At 62.1% G+C, this 18035-nt stretch carries 19 protein-coding genes; 13 read left to right on the top strand and 6 right to left on the bottom strand.

Annotated elements, in window-relative coordinates:
• Nucleotides 1-72: 72 nt before the first annotated feature.
• The 10 genes from EI28_RS09885 (at nucleotide 73) to EI28_RS09840 (ending at nucleotide 8876) form a co-directional block, all read left to right on the top strand.
• Nucleotides 73-531: a 30S ribosomal protein S15 gene (locus EI28_RS09885; RefSeq protein ID WP_048114498.1), complete on the top strand. Its 459-nt coding sequence runs from the start codon at nucleotides 73-75 to the stop codon at nucleotides 529-531.
• 6 nt (nucleotides 532-537) lie between these two features.
• The gene (locus tag EI28_RS09880; protein ID WP_048114496.1) at nucleotides 538-1755 is read left to right on the top strand and encodes a DHH family phosphoesterase; all 1218 of its coding nucleotides are present in this window, start codon (nucleotides 538-540) and stop codon (nucleotides 1753-1755) included.
• Entirely contained in the window at nucleotides 1752-2054 is a 303-nt protein-coding gene (locus tag EI28_RS09875) for a KEOPS complex subunit Pcc1 (RefSeq protein WP_048114494.1), read from the top strand. The genes EI28_RS09880 and EI28_RS09875 overlap by 4 nt, the downstream gene beginning before the upstream one ends.
• Before the next feature lie 4 nt (nucleotides 2055-2058).
• Complete coding sequence (locus tag EI28_RS09870) at nucleotides 2059-2652, top strand: 30S ribosomal protein S3ae (protein ID WP_048114492.1); 594 nt, start codon at nucleotides 2059-2061, stop codon at nucleotides 2650-2652.
• A gap of 240 nt (nucleotides 2653-2892) precedes the next feature.
• Complete coding sequence (locus EI28_RS09865) at nucleotides 2893-3249, top strand: hypothetical protein (protein WP_155937340.1); 357 nt, start codon at nucleotides 2893-2895, stop codon at nucleotides 3247-3249.
• Nucleotides 3250-3276: 27 nt separating this feature from the next.
• The gene (locus EI28_RS09860; protein ID WP_048114491.1) at nucleotides 3277-4512 is read left to right on the top strand and encodes a 2,3-bisphosphoglycerate-independent phosphoglycerate mutase; all 1236 of its coding nucleotides are present in this window, start codon (nucleotides 3277-3279) and stop codon (nucleotides 4510-4512) included.
• A 16-nt stretch (nucleotides 4513-4528) separates the two neighbouring features.
• Complete coding sequence (locus EI28_RS09855; protein ID WP_048114490.1) at nucleotides 4529-5377, top strand: polymer-forming cytoskeletal protein; 849 nt, start codon at nucleotides 4529-4531, stop codon at nucleotides 5375-5377.
• Nucleotides 5374-6210 carry a hypothetical protein gene (locus EI28_RS09850; protein WP_048114489.1) on the top strand — a complete coding sequence of 279 codons (837 nt, stop codon included), beginning with the start codon at nucleotides 5374-5376 and terminating at the stop codon, nucleotides 6208-6210. The genes EI28_RS09855 and EI28_RS09850 overlap by 4 nt, the downstream gene beginning before the upstream one ends.
• A gap of 117 nt (nucleotides 6211-6327) precedes the next feature.
• Nucleotides 6328-7521: an MFS transporter gene (locus tag EI28_RS09845; RefSeq protein WP_048114488.1), complete on the top strand. Its 1194-nt coding sequence runs from the start codon at nucleotides 6328-6330 to the stop codon at nucleotides 7519-7521.
• Nucleotides 7522-7802: 281 nt separating this feature from the next.
• On the top strand, nucleotides 7803-8876 hold the full coding sequence (locus EI28_RS09840) for a PAS domain S-box protein (protein WP_048114484.1): 1074 nt from the start codon (nucleotides 7803-7805) through the stop codon (nucleotides 8874-8876).
• Between the two features lie 479 nt (nucleotides 8877-9355).
• On the opposite strand, the gene EI28_RS09835 is transcribed toward EI28_RS09840, so the two are convergent.
• Complete coding sequence (locus EI28_RS09835; protein WP_197018488.1) at nucleotides 9356-11194, bottom strand: AMP-binding protein; 1839 nt, start codon at nucleotides 11192-11194, stop codon at nucleotides 9356-9358.
• Between the two features lie 166 nt (nucleotides 11195-11360).
• On the opposite strand from EI28_RS09835, the gene EI28_RS09830 reads away from it, so the two are divergent.
• Together EI28_RS09830 and EI28_RS14435 are read left to right on the top strand one after the other, a co-directional pair.
• Entirely contained in the window at nucleotides 11361-12185 is an 825-nt protein-coding gene (locus EI28_RS09830) for an SDR family NAD(P)-dependent oxidoreductase (protein WP_048114483.1), read from the top strand.
• A 54-nt stretch (nucleotides 12186-12239) separates the two neighbouring features.
• Nucleotides 12240-12416 carry a hypothetical protein gene (locus tag EI28_RS14435; protein WP_197018487.1) on the top strand — a complete coding sequence of 59 codons (177 nt, stop codon included), beginning with the start codon at nucleotides 12240-12242 and terminating at the stop codon, nucleotides 12414-12416.
• 94 nt (nucleotides 12417-12510) lie between these two features.
• On the opposite strand, the gene EI28_RS09820 is transcribed toward EI28_RS14435, so the two are convergent.
• From EI28_RS09820 to EI28_RS09810, 3 genes are all read right to left on the bottom strand, one after another.
• On the bottom strand, nucleotides 12511-12903 hold the full coding sequence (locus tag EI28_RS09820) for a nucleotidyltransferase domain-containing protein (protein ID WP_052379718.1): 393 nt from the start codon (nucleotides 12901-12903) through the stop codon (nucleotides 12511-12513).
• On the bottom strand, nucleotides 12888-13310 hold the full coding sequence (locus EI28_RS09815; protein ID WP_052379717.1) for a DUF86 domain-containing protein: 423 nt from the start codon (nucleotides 13308-13310) through the stop codon (nucleotides 12888-12890). The genes EI28_RS09820 and EI28_RS09815 overlap by 16 nt, the downstream gene beginning before the upstream one ends.
• Before the next feature lie 131 nt (nucleotides 13311-13441).
• Entirely contained in the window at nucleotides 13442-13756 is a 315-nt protein-coding gene (locus EI28_RS09810; protein WP_048114479.1) for a ferritin family protein, read from the bottom strand.
• 187 nt (nucleotides 13757-13943) lie between these two features.
• On the opposite strand from EI28_RS09810, the gene EI28_RS09805 reads away from it, so the two are divergent.
• A complete protein-coding gene (locus tag EI28_RS09805; RefSeq protein ID WP_231476720.1) occupies nucleotides 13944-14936 on the top strand; it encodes a methyltransferase domain-containing protein in 993 nt (330 codons plus the stop codon).
• A gap of 69 nt (nucleotides 14937-15005) precedes the next feature.
• Here EI28_RS09805 and EI28_RS09800 read toward each other — a convergent pair whose 3' ends face one another.
• Together EI28_RS09800 and EI28_RS09795 are read right to left on the bottom strand one after the other, a co-directional pair.
• Complete coding sequence (locus EI28_RS09800; protein WP_048114477.1) at nucleotides 15006-16691, bottom strand: bifunctional UDP-sugar hydrolase/5'-nucleotidase; 1686 nt, start codon at nucleotides 16689-16691, stop codon at nucleotides 15006-15008.
• Nucleotides 16692-16832: 141 nt separating this feature from the next.
• Nucleotides 16833-17270, bottom strand: a complete 438-nt coding sequence (locus EI28_RS09795; RefSeq protein ID WP_048114475.1) for a peptidylprolyl isomerase — start codon at nucleotides 17268-17270, stop codon at nucleotides 16833-16835.
• Nucleotides 17271-18035 lie beyond the last annotated feature (765 nt).

Here is an 18035-nt window from a genome sequence, read left to right as displayed (position 1 = left end):
GGATTACAGAGATTAGTCAGTTAAAGGACTCTTTTCTGGACTTAACATAGTATATCTATCGGAGGTGCATGAATGGCAAGAATGTACGCTCGGCGTCGCGGAACAAGCAGTTCCGTCCGACCCTACCGGAAGGAAGCACCCGAGTGGTCCAACACGGACGCAACAGAGATCGAGAAGATCGTCGTCGATCTTCGCAAAGACGGCATGTCGACCAGCCAGATCGGCCTTGTGCTGCGTGACAGGTACGCCGTCCCCGACGTCAAGCTCGCCACCGGCAAGCGCATAAGCAAGATCCTCCGCGAGAAGGGACTTGAATCCGAGATCCCCGAAGATCTCCGGAACCTGATGGAGAAAGCGCTCGGGATCAGGAAACACCTTGCGGAGAACAACAAAGACGTTCACAACAAGCGGCAGCTGCAGATCGCCGAGTCCAAGGTGCGCAGGCTGGTCAAGTACTACGTCAGGTCCGGACGGATGCCGAAAGGCTGGACCTACAAACCGGAGACCGCGGAGATCCTGCTCACCCGCTGATGATCCATGTCGCTTGACGCCGCTGCTGCAAGCCTGGCCGACCACCTGCTCGAGCAGGAGTTCGTGGAGGTGCTGGCGCACCACGATGCCGACGGTATAGCCGCCGCATCCATCCTCTGCCACGCCATGTTCCGCGAGGGCGGACAATTCCGGCTGAGGATCCGCCACGGCATCACCACGGCCGACGTCCCCGGCGACTGCAGCGTGCTTCTCTGCGACTTCGGATCGGCACTCACGGACCTCCCCGGCGACGTCATGGTGGTGGATCACCACCTGCCCCGTTTCGAGGGGGACTACCACGTCAACCCGCACCTCGCCGGGATCGACGGCGACCGGAACCTCTCGGCGGCCGGCGCGGCCTACCTCGTCGCCCAGCGTATGGGCGACAACCGGGATCTCGTGGGGCTCGCGCTCCTCGGGATCATCGGCGACGGCCAGGCACTCGACGGCCCGAACCGGGAGATCGTGAACGAAGGCATCGCGAACGGGTTCATAACGCCCCGCCGCGGCCTCCGCCTCCCGGGAAGAGGGCTCGTCGAGCAGCTCGCGCTTGCCGTCGACCCCTACCTTCCCGGGTTCTCGGGCGTTCCCGACAGAGCGAGGACGCTCGTTGCAGAGGTCACCGACGAGGACGACATGGACATCGAGTCGCTCCTCACCCGGATCGTCCTCGCGGCCGCCCCGAACGCCTCGGTCTCCGCACTCTGCGGGATCTGGGGCACCACCTACAGCCTCGGCCGGGAAGTGATCGACGAGGCCCTGAGTCTCACCGCCGTCGTCGACGCCTGCGGCAAAGCAGGGAACGGGGATATCGGCGCATCGCTCTGTCTCCGCTCGAGCCACCCCCTCCAGGAAGCCTGGGAGATCACCGCCCGCTACCGGCAGGCGGTCGTCGCCGGCATCCGCGGGGCGCGCCGCCTCGACGAGCGCGTTGCCCTCTTTGCGGTGGACGACGGAGAAGTCACGAGCGACGTCGCGGACGCGCTCGCAAACGACCTCATCCAGAGCGGCCCCGTCTTCGTCATCGGCAGGAGCGGCGACCACTGCTCCGTCTCGGCACGCTGCCCGCCGGGCATCGACCTCGACCTCGAAGCGGTGATGCGAACGATCGCGGAGGCGTGCGGCGGTCAGGGCGGCGGACACCGCCTGAGGGCCGGAGCCCGGATTGCCGCAGACCAGGCGGAGAAGTTCAGGCACGAACTCCTGGAGGCGATCCCCGCATGATCCGGATCGAGGGCGCCATCGAGACCCCGCACAGCCTCCCCGGCTGCGTGGCCGCGGCACTCGAACCCGACAACCTCACCCTGATCAGGACATTCCCGATCGAGGGCGGGGTTCGGGCCGAGATCGACGGAACCAGGCTCAGGTCGATCATCGCCTCGGTGGATGACTACCTCATGAACCTGGCGATAGCGGAGGACGTATGCACCGCCGCCTCGAAGGGACGGCGGAGAAAAACGGAGAGTTCCGGAGTGCAATCAGGATCAAATGGGCTAAAAATCGATAATAACAGAGAGAAGTGATACCATGGCAAAGAAGAAACAGGTTGGAAGAAGGTTGGAAGGCTGGAAGGCCAAGAAGTGGTACCGCGTCTACGTACCCGACGCCTTCGGCAAAGCCGAGATCGGTGACGCTATCTCAGCCGACCCCGAAAATATGGTCGGCCGCGTCATGACCGCGACGCTCGGCGAAGTCGTGCAGGACTACTCCAAGTCCCACATCAAGATGAGGTTCAAGATCAACAACGTGGCCGGCGACGCCGCGTATACCGAGTTCGTCGGGCACGAAGTGACCCGGGACTACCTCCGGTCGATGGTCAAGCGGCGGGCATCCCGCATCGACACCGTCCACCCGATCGTCAGCAAGGACAAAAAACTCCTCCGGGTGACGGTCGTCTGTCTCACCCTCTCGAGGGCCGACCAGAGCCAGGTCCACGCCGTACGGCAGGCAATCTCGCAGGCCCTCGCGGCCAGGGCGGCCGAAAACGACTTCGAGACCCTGGTCAAGGAGATCGTCTCCGGCGACATGGCCCGGGACATCTTCAAGGTCGTCAAGACGATCTACCCGATCCGCCGGGTCGAGATCACCAAGTCCAAACTGGAGCAGGTTGCGACCGTATAAGGTCCGCCGCTCACCCATTTTTACAATCCCCGGGTCTTCGCGTCCCATCGCGTACCCGGCGGGAACGGCACGAAGGGTATATGCCCTATGACGCCGGTATACCTCCGCCGGAACACGAGTTGGAGGTGACGACGGTGATGATCGAAGGGCAACATACAAAGGGCCGGCGGACAACCCGGGTCGTGCTCAATCATCGGGCCCGACGAACGGCAGACGATGGCCCGGGGGATCATCAGGAGAATGCTCGTCCAGTTCCACCGGGAGTGGGACGAACTCCGGGAGAGGGAGAGCGGGAGCGCCCGGGTTCTCGCCTCGAACGCGATGCTTGATCGGTACTCGCACCAGATCTACAACACCGCGTGCGACATGAGAACCGTCCTCGGTGAGGAACTCGCCGAAGAACTCCGGTGTCTCTCGGCCGACGTAATCATGACGGCCAACATTCTCATCATGCTCGGGTGCGGGGAGGAGTGCCGCGAGGAGAGCGAAGCCCTTGCGAAAGAAGCCCTCCTCCGGATCGAGCGTTGCCTGGCACTCGTCCAGAAGGGGAAGGGCTGCCCGGCAACCTGGATATCCGCCGTCCACCGGGAAGAGTAATCACGTTCTGGATCTCACCTGTTCTCGATGATTGCTGACAAGGTTCTCTTCCTGGTACTGGACGGGATCTCCGACCGCCCCTGCGAAGCGCTGGACGGATTGACCCCGCTCGCCGCCGCACGGACCCCGGTTCTCGACCGGATCGTCGCCGAGGGCGTATGCGGGATCATGGACTCCGTCGCGCCCGGGATACGGCCCGGATCCGACACCTCCCACCTCGCCCTGCTCGGCTACCCGCCGCAGGAGTATTACACCGGCCGGGGCCCGCTCGAGGCCGAAGGAACCGGCATTCACATGACCGCCGGAATGATCGGGTTTCGGTGCAACTTCGCCACCGTAGACGCGGACGGCCTCGTCACCGACCGCCGGGCCGGCCGGATCTCCGGGACGGAACCGCTCGCCGAAGCGATCCGGGAGGGTGTCGACCTCTCGGGACTCGGTCTCGAGTTCCGGTTCGAGGCGGGCGCCGGCCACCGGGCGGCCCTCGCCCTCGTCGGAGAAGGACTCGGCGATAAGGTCTCCTCGAACGACCCGAAGAAGGACGGGGTGCAGCCGCTCACGATCCGGCCCTGCACCGACGACCCGGCGGACGCAAAGACCGCCCGCGCCTGCAACGAGTTCATCCGCCAGTCGGGAGAGATCCTCTACGATCACCCGGTAAACGTCCGGCGGATGGAAGAGGGACTCCCGCCGGGAAACCTCCTCCTGATCCGGGGCGCCGGGAAGATGGGCTCGCTCCCGCAGTTCTCCGAGCGCTACGGGCTGTCCGGGAGCGTCATCTCGGCGGCCACCCTCATCTCCGGGATCGGGATGGTCGTGGGGCTCGAGCACATCCCGGTGCCGGGGACGACCGGGTCGATCGACTCCGATCTCGATGCCAAGGTGAGGGCGGCGATAGGGGAACTCGACCGGAAAGACTTCGTGCTGATGAACATCAAGGGTGCGGACGAGGCCGGCCATGACGGTAAAAGCATCCAGAAACGCGACTTCATCGAAGTGATCGATAAGGCGCTCGCGCCGCTGCTCGATCTCAGGGACACCCTGATCGTCATCTGCGCCGATCACAGCACGCCCTGTTCGGTCATGGATCACAGCGCCGACCCTGTTCCGGTCGTCATCCGGGGCCCGGGGGTCCGGACCGACCGGACGAACCGGTTCGACGAGGTCTCGTGCGCAGAGGGCGGACTCCACCGTATCCGTGGTCGCGATCTCATGCCGATCATCCTGGATCTAATTAATAAGAGTCATAAGTATGGCGCATGAAGATTATACCAGGTAAATGGAGACGACAGGCGACCACGACTGGATCAAGAGCTGTGCCCTCCCGGACCATACCGAACTCCAGGAGAGGACGCTCAAGACCGATCAGGACATCGTCATCGGCGAGCGGTGCCGGATCGATTACGGCCTCTTCGGCAGCGACGTCGTGGTCTGTGAATTCAGCAAGATCAACGGTGATATCGTTGCGAGCGGCGACGCCAGAATAGATAACTGGTGCGAGATCAATGGAGACGTCGTCGTCGAGGAGGACGCCTACCTCGGCGAAGGGGTGAAGATCCAGGGCAAACTGATCGTCAAGGGCGACCTCGATATCGGGGACAACGTCCAGATCGAGCGCGGGTTCGAGGCGAAAGGCTGGATCTCCATAAGGAACCCGATGCCGGTCATCATCTACATCGTGATGTACCTCGTGGCCGTCCTCGGGATCGAGAAGGAGGAAGAACTGAGTTCCGTCCTCGAAAAACTCTTCGGCGACGATGAGACCCCCAGTGCCACGCCGCTGATGATCCCGGGCGGCGCCGTCCTCAACATGCAGATGTTCTCCGTCCCGGAGAAGATGGCCGTCGGGGCGGGGTGCCGGCTGCACGGGAACATCCGTGCCGGCTCGATCGCCGTCCGGGAGGAGACGACGATCTTCGGGAGCCTCCATGCGCGCGAAGATGCGAGCGTCGCCAGAGGCACGGTCGTTCACGGCGACGTCCAGAGCGACGGCGACGTGGCGATCGAGCAGGAGGTGCATATCCTCGGGAACGTCTCCTGCAAGCGTCTCACCCTGCACGAGGACGCACGCGTGGACGGGGTCATCCGCGCGCCGGGCGGCATGAAGATCGAGAGGCGGACGGCATGAAGGTTGCTGATATCCTCGAGGTCGAAAAGTGCCGGCTGGTCGAACCGTCGTTTGCGGACCTGACGGCAGACTCCTGCACGGTCCTGCTGCTCCGGATTGCACCGGACGAGGCCCGTCTTCTGGTCGATGAGCAGGAGGAGCCGATCGCGCTCGCCCTCCACGACGACGAGGGGTGGCACGCAGCCTCGTTCCTCTTCCGGGAGCCGACGCTCGCCGCCATCGAGTGCTTCGAGGCGGTCGGCGGCGACATCTACCAGGAGAGCCGGGAGGCATGGTTCTCGGCGGTCCGCGAGTACTACAGCGCGGAACTGCTGGCGACCACGCTCCCCGCCCTCGAAGACCTGCGCCCCGACCGGGAGGAGAAGATCCGCGATCTCCTCGATGAGGTCTGGGGCGACCGTGCGGGAACTCCCTGCCTCGACTGCTGCTGCGGGTCGGGGGTCGGCACCGCGGCGCTCCGGGCGGGAGGGGTGCGGGCGCTCGCCTACGACAACGACCCGGCGCTCCTCGCGCTCGGCCTCTCGAAGGGCCGTCTCGTGCCCTCCGACACCATGTGCATCGACGCGCAGAAGGCATCCCGATACGTCGCGCCGGTGCCCCTCGGTGCGGCCTTCATGGTCGGGGAGATCTACTCCTACAACACGGCCCTCTGGAGATCGATCGTCGCCAACCTCCTCGCTCTCACCGATGAAGCGCTGATCACCGTCGGCACGGAGGGGGAGGCGGTGAGAGTGCAGGAATGGTGCACCGGACAGGGCCGGAAGACCGAGATCTTCGAGAACCGGCGTGATCCGCTCTACGACCGGTGGTGCTGCGTCACGCAGCGGGAATGATTCCAGCCCGCGACCCAATATATATGCCGCAGTATCGCCAACTCTTTTCCCCGCAACCGTAGAACAAACCCCACAGACCCGATTCGCGGGCCTGGTCCCTATTCGAGTGTAACCTGCATGAATACCGCCAAACGCATCTATAACGTCTTATTCATCTCCGTCTTCGCCACCATGCTCGGGCTCGGCATCGTCAGCCCGCTGCTGCCCATCTACGCGGAGAACCTGGGCGCGACCGGCATCTGGCTCGGTATCATCTTCTCAGCCTTCGCGCTCTCCCGGTCGGTCTTCATGCCCGTCATCGGGCGGATATCGGACCGCCGGGGGAGGAAATGGATCATCCTCATCGGCATGTTCGCCTACGCGGTCCTGTCGCTTGCGTACATCGTCGTCGACAGCGTCTACTCGCTCACGGCAGTCCGCTTCGCCCACGGCCTCGCGTCGGCCATGGTCGTTCCGATAGCCATGGCCTACGTCGCCGACCTCTCGGAGAAGGGAAAAGAGGGGAGCCACATGGGGAACTTCTCCATCTCGATGTTCCTCGGCATGGGGATGGGGCCGCTGCTCGGGGGGTTCCTGAACGATGCATTCGGGTTGGACTCGGTCTTCTACGTCATGGCCGGCCTCTCGGCGTTCGCCACGCTCCTCGTCGGCATCTCCCTCCCGGAGGCAAAACGCGGCACGTTCACGGTCCAGGAAGGGAACCCTGTCCCGATGCGGGAGATCCTCACGCTCCCGGTCATGCGGGGAGTCATGGTCTTCTCCTTCATCAGTGCTCTCGGGCGCGGAGGCATGATGGTCTTCATCCCCGTCTTCGGCCCGCTCATCGCGATCAGTCCCACCGAGGTGGGCGTCGTCCTCTCCGCGAACACCTTCCTGATGGCGCTCCTCCAGGTGCCGATGGGGAGGATCACCGACACCGGCAACAAGGTCGTCCTGATCGTCACGGGGTCGGCGATAACAGCGCTGGCGATCGCTGCGATTCCTTTATCGGGGTCGTTCGGACCCCTGCTCGCGATTACCTCCCTCGTCGGTATCGGGGGCGCCATCCAGCAGCCGGCCATCATGGCCCTGACGGTCGATGCGGGCCGGACGATAGGAATGGGAACCTCGATGGGTGCCTACAACACGGTCTTCGGGATCGGCATGATCATCGCACCGCTGATGGGGGGCGTCTTCATGGACTACATCGGGATCGACGCCGTTTTCTACGTAGGCGGCGCGATAAGCCTCCTCGGAACCGGGATCTTTGCGATGATGATGCAGAGGAGCGCCCGTGCAGCCGGCAGGGAAGATACGCCCGGGTCCGGGTAGGGTCCCGGTGCCGTCAGACAAAAGACCGACATACGTCTCCAGATGTCGCGCTACATCCCCTCATCCAACATAAAAAATAGAATTTACGCTGTAAACATCTCCCCCGCATCAGAAAAGTATATATGTTATATTCGCCATCATGGGATACGACGACGCGCGGATTAAAAAACGCGCCGGAACCGCCACGGTAGACATCTGCAGGGCGACCGGGCGACCTCCCGGGTCCGCCCCGCAGGCCACGGGCAGGGATCTGCCCGGCGTATGCGACTCGGTACAACGTCATGGCCTCCCGCAACGATCAACCCTCGTCCCCCGCTTTTCCTCCTGCGGCCCACCGTATCCCCCGGGCCCGCGATCAGGCACCCCTCGCGCTCGTCCTCCCGGTTGGTCTTTCCAGGGAGTTCCTGACCTCTCCCGGCACCCTGCTCATCGAACTCCTCTTCGTATGCATCGCCTTCGGGCTGCTCGGCGTCTGGCTCAAGGAGCGGGAAGTGGCCACCCGTATCGCCGGCATGAATGCAAGCATCGAAGGTATCGGGACAACGAGCGGTGTCTCGCCCCGCCTCCCTGCAGTCGGGGGCGACCCGATCTCGCGGTTTGTCGACGAGGTCAACCTGATGCTCGGGGAGCTGGAGCGCTCCCGGCAGGATCTCCAGGAGAGCAGGGACCGCTACCGTCTCCTCTTCGAGAGCGGGAACGATTTTCTGCTGGTATGCGCCGTCGGGAGGGAAGGAACGCCCTACCGGATACTGGATGCGAACGCGCTCGCCTGCCGGTGCCTCGGGTATACCCGGGATGAACTCTTCGCCCTCACTCCCGGATCGGTCATCCTCGTCCGGAGCGACTTCAAGAAGGGCGGCCAACGTCTCCATTCCGCCGACCTGATCCCCCGGGAAGGCGAACGGATCCCGGTCGAGGCGAGCATCCACCGCATCACCCTCGGGGGCACGCCGGCCATCCTCATCATCGCACGGGACGTGACGGAGAGACGGCAGGCCGAGAAGGAACTGATGGACTACCGCTATCGGCTCGAGGAGCTGGTGACGCAGCGGACCGAAGAACTCCGGGCCGCAAACGAGAGCCTCAAACGCGAGATGAGAGAGCGGGAGAGGATCGAGCGGGAGAGGATGGAGGCATACCGGCAGATCGAGAGGAACATCGAGCAGTTCGCCGTCCTGACCGACCACATCCGAAACCCCCTCCAGGTCGTCCAGGGGATGGCCGACCTCATCGATGATCCTCGGGCGGAGAAGATCCAGGAGCAGATCAGGCAGATCAAGGCAATCCTCCGGCAACTCGACGAAGGATGGGTGGAGTCGGAGAAGGTGCGGGAGTACCTGGAAAGATATCGGTGAGGGAGAGGGTTTTGGTGCACGGACAGAACAGAGTTTTGAAAGAATGGTCGGCTTTGAATAACGATTGGACTCCATAGGGACTGCGGGTGGTCGACTGAACAGTTGAAACGAGAAAAATCCCGATATAGTGGACCGTGGGAATATCGCCATTGGGGGTGGGGCTGACGGGGAGTGCGATGGTTCGTAGAACCAGAGCTCGACCACCGTCAGGTGGGGAGGGGGGAGCATCCCCCCTCCCCTGTCTCTACCTGTAAGCGTACAAACCCCACCCCACCCGGCCTCCGGCCTCCTCAGTCGCCCCAGAGGGGCAGGGGCAGTGCGTGCGATGTCCCCACGGTCCACTGCGCTGTGATATGTTCCTCAATTCAGCCGCTCTGCTTGCCAAACCTCGCGGTGTCCGAATTCCCTTGAGACAATCAATACGATGCGATCCGCGCACCATCAAACCCATTAAAAAAAGAAAACAGCGGGAACCCCGCTCAGCTCCCGTTATTACTCATCCGCAGTTCCTGATCGCGCAGGACGTTCCTCTGGATCTTGCCGGATATCGTCTTCGGGAGTTCCTGGACGAACTCGATCAGCCGCGGGTACTTGTACGGGGCGGTGGTGTTCCGGACGTGGGCCTGGAGTTCCTTGACCAGCGATTCGGACGGCTGGTAGCCGGGCTTCAACACGATGAAGGCCTTGACCACCATCCCGCGGATCAGGTCGGGCGACCCGACGACCGCCGATTCCTGGACGGCCGGGTGCTCCATGAGGGCGCTCTCGACCTCGAACGGCCCGATCCGGTAGCCGGACGACTTGATGACGTCGTCACTCCTTCCGATGAACCAGTAGTAGCCGTCCTCATCCATGCGTGCCTTGTCGCCGGTGTAGTAGTACCCGTTCTGGAACGATTCCCGGTTCGCCTCGGGGTTGTCCAGGTACTCCACGAAGAGTCCGACCGGGTAGGGATCGAGTTTGACCGCGATCCGTCCTTCGTCACCGCGGCCGACCGGGTTGCCGTCGTCGTCGTGGAGTTCAATCTGCCAGCCCGGCGCGGGTTTCCCCATGGAGCCGGGCTTATGCTTCATGCAGGGGAACGTGGCGATGCAGCAGACCGTCTCCGTCTGGCCGTATCCCTCGTAGATAGGCTGTCCGGTGCCGTCCTGCCAGACGCGGATCACCTCGGGGTTGAGCGGTTCGCCGGCGCTGCAGCAGTGCCGCAGGTCGCGGAAATCGAACTTGTCGAGGTCGGCGAGGATCAGCATCCGGTAGACCGTCGGCGGTGCGCAGAACGTGGTCACCTCGTACTTCTCGATCAGCGGGAGGAGCTCGGTCGCACCGAACTTCCCCCGGATATCGTAGACGAAGATGCAGGCTCCGGCGATCCACTGGCCGAATATCTTGCCCCAGGCGCACTTCGCCCATCCGGTATCGGAGAACGTCAGGTGCAGGTCGTTCTCCGTGACATCCTGCCAGAGCGAGGCGGTGATGATGTGCCCGAGCGGGTAACTCTGGTTGTGCAGCACCATCTTGGCCTCGCCGGTGGTGCCCGAGGTGAAGTAGATCAGCATCGGGTCGGTCGATTTCGTCTTCTTCGCGACCGGCATGCTGACCTTGTGGTGCGATACCGGTGCGGGGTACTCGAGCTCGTGCGGGTAGCTCGCCCAGCCCTCCCGCTCCCCGTCCACCAGGAAGAGGGTGTCGAGCAGCGGGCAGGCGTCGGCGACCTCGTCGACCTTCTCGGCGTTCTCGCAGTTGGTTATGATCATCCGGAACTTCCCGGCCTGCACGCGGTATTTGATGTCTTTCGGGGTCAGCATCGTCGGGCAGGGGCAGAAGACCGCACCGAGTTTGATGAGCGCGATGACGAAGATCCACCATTCCGGGATCCGCGGGAGCATCAGCATGACCCGGTCGCCCTTCTTGATGCCGTATTTGAGGAGGATGTTCGCGGCACCGTTGGAGAGATACCGCAGGTCGCGGAAGGAGTACTTCCTCTCGTTTCCCTCCTGGTCGACCCAGATCATCGCCAGTTTGTTCCGGTCGGTCTCGGCCCACCGGTCGATCACGTCGTAGCCGAAGTTGAAATATTCCGGAACGTCGATCCTGAAGTTGGCGCAGGCCGCCTCGTAATCAGTCATATTAGACTCCCGGGCGTTCACGGGCTGTATCCCCGTAGGAACCGCGGTCTGCACGCCTTTCGCGGACGCACCGTCGAGATACTTCGTGCAGAGGTCGTTGAGCCATTCCGACCGGGACATGCCCCGGTATTCGCGTATCCTGTCGATCGCTGTCACGAGGTCGTCGTCCATCGTGACCGAGTATCGCACCATGCAGTACAGGTTTGTGGTGCAGCATATCACCTTTTTGATTCTTACCGCACCACAACCCCGGAAACCGGCACCAGTTCGGTGCACCGCCGTGAGAGGTGTGCCGTGGAGCGCACCGATCTTGCGCACCGCTACGTTCAAATAGAGAGGACATACACCCGGGCCGCATATGGCGGAGCAGACCATCCTCGTCACGGGCTCGACGGACGGTATCGGAAAAGCGACCGCACACGCGCTCTCCCGGCAGGGTCACCGCGTGCTGCTCCACGGGAGAAATCCCGAGAAGGGCAGGAGAGTCATCGCGGAACAGGAGGAGGCCACCGGCTCCGACCGGCTCGATCTCTTCATCGCCGACCTTTCGGTGCAGGAGCGGGTCAGGGGTCTCGCGGAGGAGATCGCCGGGGCTTACGACCGGCTCGACGTCCTCGTCAACAACGCCGGGGTCTTTATGCCGGAGCGGGAGGTTGCTCCCGGCGGGATCGAGATGACGTTCGCCGTGAACTTTCTTTCGCAGGTCCTTCTCACCCACAAGCTCCTCCCGCTCCTTGAGAGAAGCACTCCGGCACGGATCGTCAACGTCGCGTCGATCGCCCACAGGAGCGTGGGGTCGATCGAATGGGGAAACCTCCCGGGCTTTTCGAGGTATGAGCCCTACGAGGCCTACGCCATATCGAAGGTAGGGGTCATCGCCTTCACCGCCCGGCTCGCCCGGGCCCTCGAGGGGACGGGGGTGACGGCAAACAGCCTCCACCCGGGAGTGATCGACACGAACCTCCTCCGGGCCTATATCCACGGCGGGAATGAAGGCGCCCCGCCGGAACGGGGGGCGGAGGTGGTGACGTTCCTCGCAACCTCCCCCGAAGCCGGAACGATGAACGGCGGCTACTTCGAGGAGACCCGGTGGACCCAGCCGTCGTCCCTCGCCCTCGATGCGGGGGTGCAGGAACGGTTCTGGGAGGCGGGGCTTGGTCTTACCGGGATCGGGCAGTGGTGACCCGAAAGCATATGCACGATGAGGTGGAACGGCACCGCCCGGAGGGAGAGCAGCATGACAAAACGCGAGCTGAAAGGCGAAGAGAAAGCGGAGACAAAGGAGTACTGGTGCGAGATCTGCGGGGCGGCCTGCGACGAGATCACCGAAGAGAACTACCCGGACCTTGAGAAGGCCCGGGTGCTCTGTCCGGGCTGCAGGAAATCCTACGAGGAGGCCTGCAGGCTCAGGTGACGGGAAGGGGAGATCACTTCCCGCCTTTCTTCAACTCCTCGATCATCGTCCGGAACCGTTGAGAAGGCGGGAACACCCTTTTTGAGCAGACGGGTCACGACCGGGCGCGGCGGAGCAGATCCCCGGGTGAGACCGGCATCTGCCGGTGCTTCATGTCGCGCCAGACGGCACGTTGCCGATACAGCCAGTAGTCCAGGTCGTCCGGATCGTCGGCATAGAGCACCGTATGCGCCTCAAGCACCGCGCCCTTAAGATACCAGGGGATCTCGTCGAAGATGACGATGTCGTAGCGCCCCCCCACAGTAAGTATCCGCCTGTAAACCGGAGCGCGGTCGGCGCCCTCGTGCAGGATGAGACAGATGTCGATGTCTGAGCGTTCGTCTGCGTAGCCCTTGACGTGCGACCCGTAGACGAGGATGCCCCTGATGGACGGCAACACCTCGCGGAGGTGTTCGAGGAGTCCTGTGCCGGTTACCTCTGGAGCCACGTGAGTATCACCCCGGAAAAATCGCGCAGGGCTTCGGTGAGCCGTGCGATTGAAGCATACGCAATTCGGTCGTTGACGCCGTCGTATTCATGAACCAGCCTATTCCGGAGCCCGTTCGCCTCCTTCAGGGATTGGCCGAGATCTGCCGGGACGACCTCCCGCTCGACCAGGAAGTCGACGTTGCTGTAGTCGTCCTGCGCCGAAGAGTCCAGGCTGCGCCGGACAAGGGCGCAGATGTCGGCCGCGGCTTCGACCGCTTCCTGGAACTCCTTGTACATTGCCTTCCTGAGTATCCTGTCGGTGAGGATCACTTCGGAGAAGTGCAGATCGATAAACTCCACCCGGTCGATCAGCATCTCGCATTTCTGCACCACCCTCCCCGCGATCGTGTGGGCGTGAGGCTCCATCGATGAAGTTTCACCCGAAGTCGTATTTGAGTGTATGCATTTGCGGGAAGCATCGTGACAGCCGGCTCTGGCGAGCAGGTTTCCGGCGCCGGGTGCGATCGCCGGCAAACCCGCACGAATTTCCGCCAGAATCACTTCCCGCCTTTCTTCAACTCCTCGATCATCTCCTCGACTTCTTCGTAGCCGTGCTGGTAGAACTCTTCTTCGGCGGGTTCAAGCTCCCGGAGAAGCCGCAGGAACTCTCCTGCATGCTCTTTCTCCTCGTCCGCGATATCGCGCATCACTTTCTGGACCAGCGGTTCGTCGGTCGATTCGGCAATCTGGTTGTAGAGCTGGATCGCCTCATACTCGGCGGCGATCGAGAACCGGATCGTCCTGATGAGTTCTCCCCGGTCCAGTTTGCGCTCCATGCGGTTCCCGGAGAACGGTTGAGAAAATTCGGGCATTTCAGATAACCTCCTATGGCTCATGCGGTGGGGCGCTATTTATAGATTGGGCCGGTTCCCGGCCAGGTGCCTGTGGCCGCAGGACGGCCTTACCCACGTTCGGGAATCCGTACAAAACATTATAAATCAGGAACCGGTATGAGCCAGCATGGTGGTGCGGCCCCTGATCACGCGGCCCCTGAGTTTCATGCTTCAGATGGCGACCGTGCTCCGCAGGCATGCCATGGATCTGCTACAGTCCAGAGAGTTCGGTCGAACGTTGCTCTACGACATCGAGAACAGGGGAACGTTCGAGGATATCTCGTGTCACGAGATAATGATTGCAGATGCGGTGCGGATGAAACGTTATTACGATGCCATCATGCGCTATATCAACCCGGGCGATACCGTTGTCGATCTGGGGACGGGAACCGGAGTTCTCTCGTTCTTCGCGGCACAGAGAGACCCGAAGAAGGTTTACGCCATCGACCATTCCGATCTCATGATAACCATCGCCGGGAAGATCGCCGGCGGGAACGGCATAGATAATGTGCTGTTTTTACCGCAAAACAGCAGGTTTTTCGAGCCGGACGAGAAGGTGGACGTCATTCTTCACGAACAGATGGGATCTAACCTTATCGACGAAAATATGATAGAAAACATCCTGGATCTCAAAAAACGGGTATTAAAGAGCACGGGAAGAATCCTGCCCGGAAGATTCGAACTGTTTCTCGAACCGATCTGCCTGAAAGAGGAGTACAGGGTTCCCCACCTGTGGGAGAACAACGTCTACGGTATAGACTTCAGCTGTTTGAGAGGTTGCAGCGAGTATAACGATCATTCGCGGCCGTCAAAACTTAAGATCGAGCATTCCTCCGTAGACTATCTCCTCTGCGACCCGGAACCGATCCTATCCTTCGACCTGAACACGATGCGCGACCCGGGCGAGATCCCGAGATCCATCGAGACATCAAAGAAGGTGGTTCGATCCGGAACGATGGATGGTCTGTGCCTCTATTTCAGGGTGATATTCGACGACGAAATCAGTTTTGATACCTCTCCCTTATCTCCACGCACTCACTGGGATCACCCGTTGTTCAGGACCGAGAGGAGACAGTATGCCCGGGGCGAAGAGATCTCGCTCAAGGTTACCATGGAGGTTCCCACCCGAAGGGAGACGTGGTCGATATCGGTTAAATAACACCGAACCGCCGGGTGCAACCCGGGCCAACACCGGAAGAGAGGATGAAATGATCAGGATTCCCGGCCTTCACGCGACTCTCACGATCCTCCCCTCCGGCGTCATCTCCACCGGCTCAGGGAGGGACTCCATATACGCGACCAGTGCATCGACGTCGAACGGGCCGTTGACGATATCCCTGCCTTCCCCAAAAACAGTATACCGGTCGCCGCCGGTCGCGAGGAAGTCGACCATCGCCGCCGTATACTCCGCGTCCGGGTCGAGTGCGGTGCCGTTCACCCGGACCTCGACGATCCTGCTGCCGGCGGGCTTTCTCTCGTCGAAGGTATACGACAGCCCGGAGACGGCGAGGTTGTGGGGCGGCAGCGGGGCCTCCCACTGCCGTTCCAGCACGCCCCGGACCTGTTCTCCCGTCAGGGCCATCGAGAGCACGGTCGAAGAGAACGGCTGCACCGCATAAAGGTCGCCCCAGGTGACGTTCCCCTCCGCTATCTCCGCCCGGAGCGAGCCGGTGGTGACGAACGCGATATCGGCACCCATCGCGGCCCGCTGGGCGTCGGCAACGAGGTTGCCGAGCGCGGATTCGCCGGCGTCGGTCTGCAGCCGCGTGATCTCTGCAGACGTAGTCGTTATGACCCGGTCGGTCATCGGCCCGACCGCCTCCTCGCAGATCGCAAGCAACGAGAGGGCCTCAGGGTCAGGGCGGGTGCCGTTTTCATATGCCGGGACGATCCGCGCCGACGTATGAGTGACCTCGCCGGTGAGGGGGTCTATGACGATATCGACGTCGGCAAACGCCCTGCTGTAACTGTACGCCTGCGTCACCAGGACCGGGTTTTTGCCGGCGTTCTCCAGGTAGGCGTTGGTGAACGCATGGGTGTGGCCGGAGAGGACGACGTCCACGTCCCCATCAAGGCCGGCGACGATCCCGGCGACCCTGCCGGTGACGTTCTCCCCCTCCCGGGTCGGGCCGTCGTAGGGTTCCTGCGAGCCGCCCTCGTGGAGGAGGACGACGATCGCGTGCACCCCCTGCTGCTGGATCTCCGGGACGTAGCGGTTGATCGATTCGGTCTCGTTTCTAAAGACGACCTCTTCTACGTTGGTCGCCTTCTGGATTGAGGGCGTCTCGATCGTCGTGGCACCGATGAACGCGATCTTTGCACCGCCGGCGTCGCGGATGGTGTAAGGGGCGGCAAGGAGGGTGCCGTTCGTCTTCCAGACCACGTTCGAGCAGACGTACTCCGCTGCCGCGCCCGGGTAGGGGTCCTCCAGGTGGGTGATGTTCGCCGTGCCGTTCCCGCCGCGGACCATCCGCAGCAACTCGTCCGTGCCCCGGTCGAACTCGTGGTTGCCGAAGGTCGCGATCATCGACTCCGGGCAGTCCCCCGCGAGGCTGTTGAAGAGAAGCATGGCGGGTTCGTCCAGCAGCAGCCCGGACTCGGGCGGCGACGCCCCGACGACGTCTCCCGGGAGCGCGATGAACGTGGCCGCCCCGCCGGCATCGGCCATCGCGTATTCGAGATACGACGCAAGCACCGGCGCGCTCCCGGCCGGTTCGCCGTTGAGGTCCTGCCCGTCGGGGAGCTGTCCGTGGAAGTCGTTGACCGCGAGGATCCGAACATGCACCGGTTCGGGGTCCGGGGAGAAGCACCCCGAGAGTGCGATGGGAGCGAGAGCGACGGCGAGAAGAACCAGCAAACCGATGAACGCCTGCCGCCGGGACGATCCGGCGCTTACGGACGAACCGGCTGTCATGAAAAGAGGTCATCTCCGACGGCATAAATACCAGCCGGAATAGATCTGGGCGGAAACAGAGAAACGGGGCGTTTAGACGATCAGATCGGCATAACACCCGATCCGGCGCGGCCCATCCCGGTTGTTCCGGGGAGGAGCCGCTCAGCCGTCCCGGGGGAGGATCGCCTCGACGGTGATCGCGTAGGTGATCGTCTCTCCCGCGAGCGGGTGGTTGGCGTCGACGGTGATCCTTTTCTCGTCCACGTCGAGGACGGTCACCAGGCAGGGCTTCCCCAGCACCTCGACCCTGACGAACTCGCCGACGACCGGTTCGTGGTCGAGTTTCAGTTTCGTGCGTTTTACCGTGACCACGAGTTTCCGGTTGAACTTCCCGTAGGCCTTCTCCGGGGGCAGCGCCACGGTCACCGTCTCGCCCGGCTCTTTTCCGATAAGCGCCTCCTCGAAGAGGGGATTGATCCGGTTCGCCCCGAGGGTGACCCGGACCGGCTCGCCCGAGCGGGTGTCCTCAAAGACCTCGCCGTCGGGGCGGGTGCTGGTGAAGTGCAGGAGCAGGGTGTCTCCGTCTGTCACGGGTGCCATGGGTGCCTGATCGGTTTGTCGGGCAGTGGTTTAATTCATTGTAATTGTAATGAATTCCCGGGGAATACCCCGGGCCCTGTTAAAACACCTTATTGGAGAAGTCTCGTATTCCCGATCAGTGTAGTGCTTGTTGCCGCCTAAATCTATAACGCCCATATGCCGCCTTTCTCATTCTTCACCTTTTTCTGCGTGAGGCTATAGCGCCCATCGCAGCACGTGCCAAAAATCTATAAAATAAGATGACACGATGCAGTAGTTATCGCAAAAATACCTCGTGGTTGAAGAGTCGCATGGTCAGACTGTTCTTACGTGCGCTCAAGGACGATTAAGCGAAATCCTGCGGCAGATCCCTGACACAGCTTCCCACCAGGAGCCGTAGATTCGCACCTCCCGGCAGAGACATTTTAGGACGACCTTGGATACCGGGCAACCAGGTCCCGATGATGACCGGTTATCCAGCTGACCTTGCGAATCGAGGTTTTTTCCACGCTGTGCTTACAGGTGACTTCAACCTCTCTTCGGTCAAGGCGCAAACTATAGGACAGCGTTATTTTCTTTTTCTCGAGATACTTACAGCAATTTTTACCGGAATAGTGTTACTCCCCGGGGATATTCATCCGTTCTTCACGAGGCATCCCTCATCTTTGAAAACGAAGGCATTTCCGCACCCGAAACGGCAAGGCCCCCGAAAAATTGCTAATAATTCCGTTTTTCGATATCTGAGTGTGCGAAACGCTCAAGGGGCGGAAAGAATGACGTATAATC

The organism is Methanoculleus sp. MH98A (assembly GCF_000691865.1).
Lineage (GTDB): Archaea > Halobacteriota > Methanomicrobia > Methanomicrobiales > Methanoculleaceae > Methanoculleus.
The sequence above is the reverse complement of the archived record's forward strand: the minus strand, read 5'-3'. Positions and strand labels throughout refer to the sequence as shown.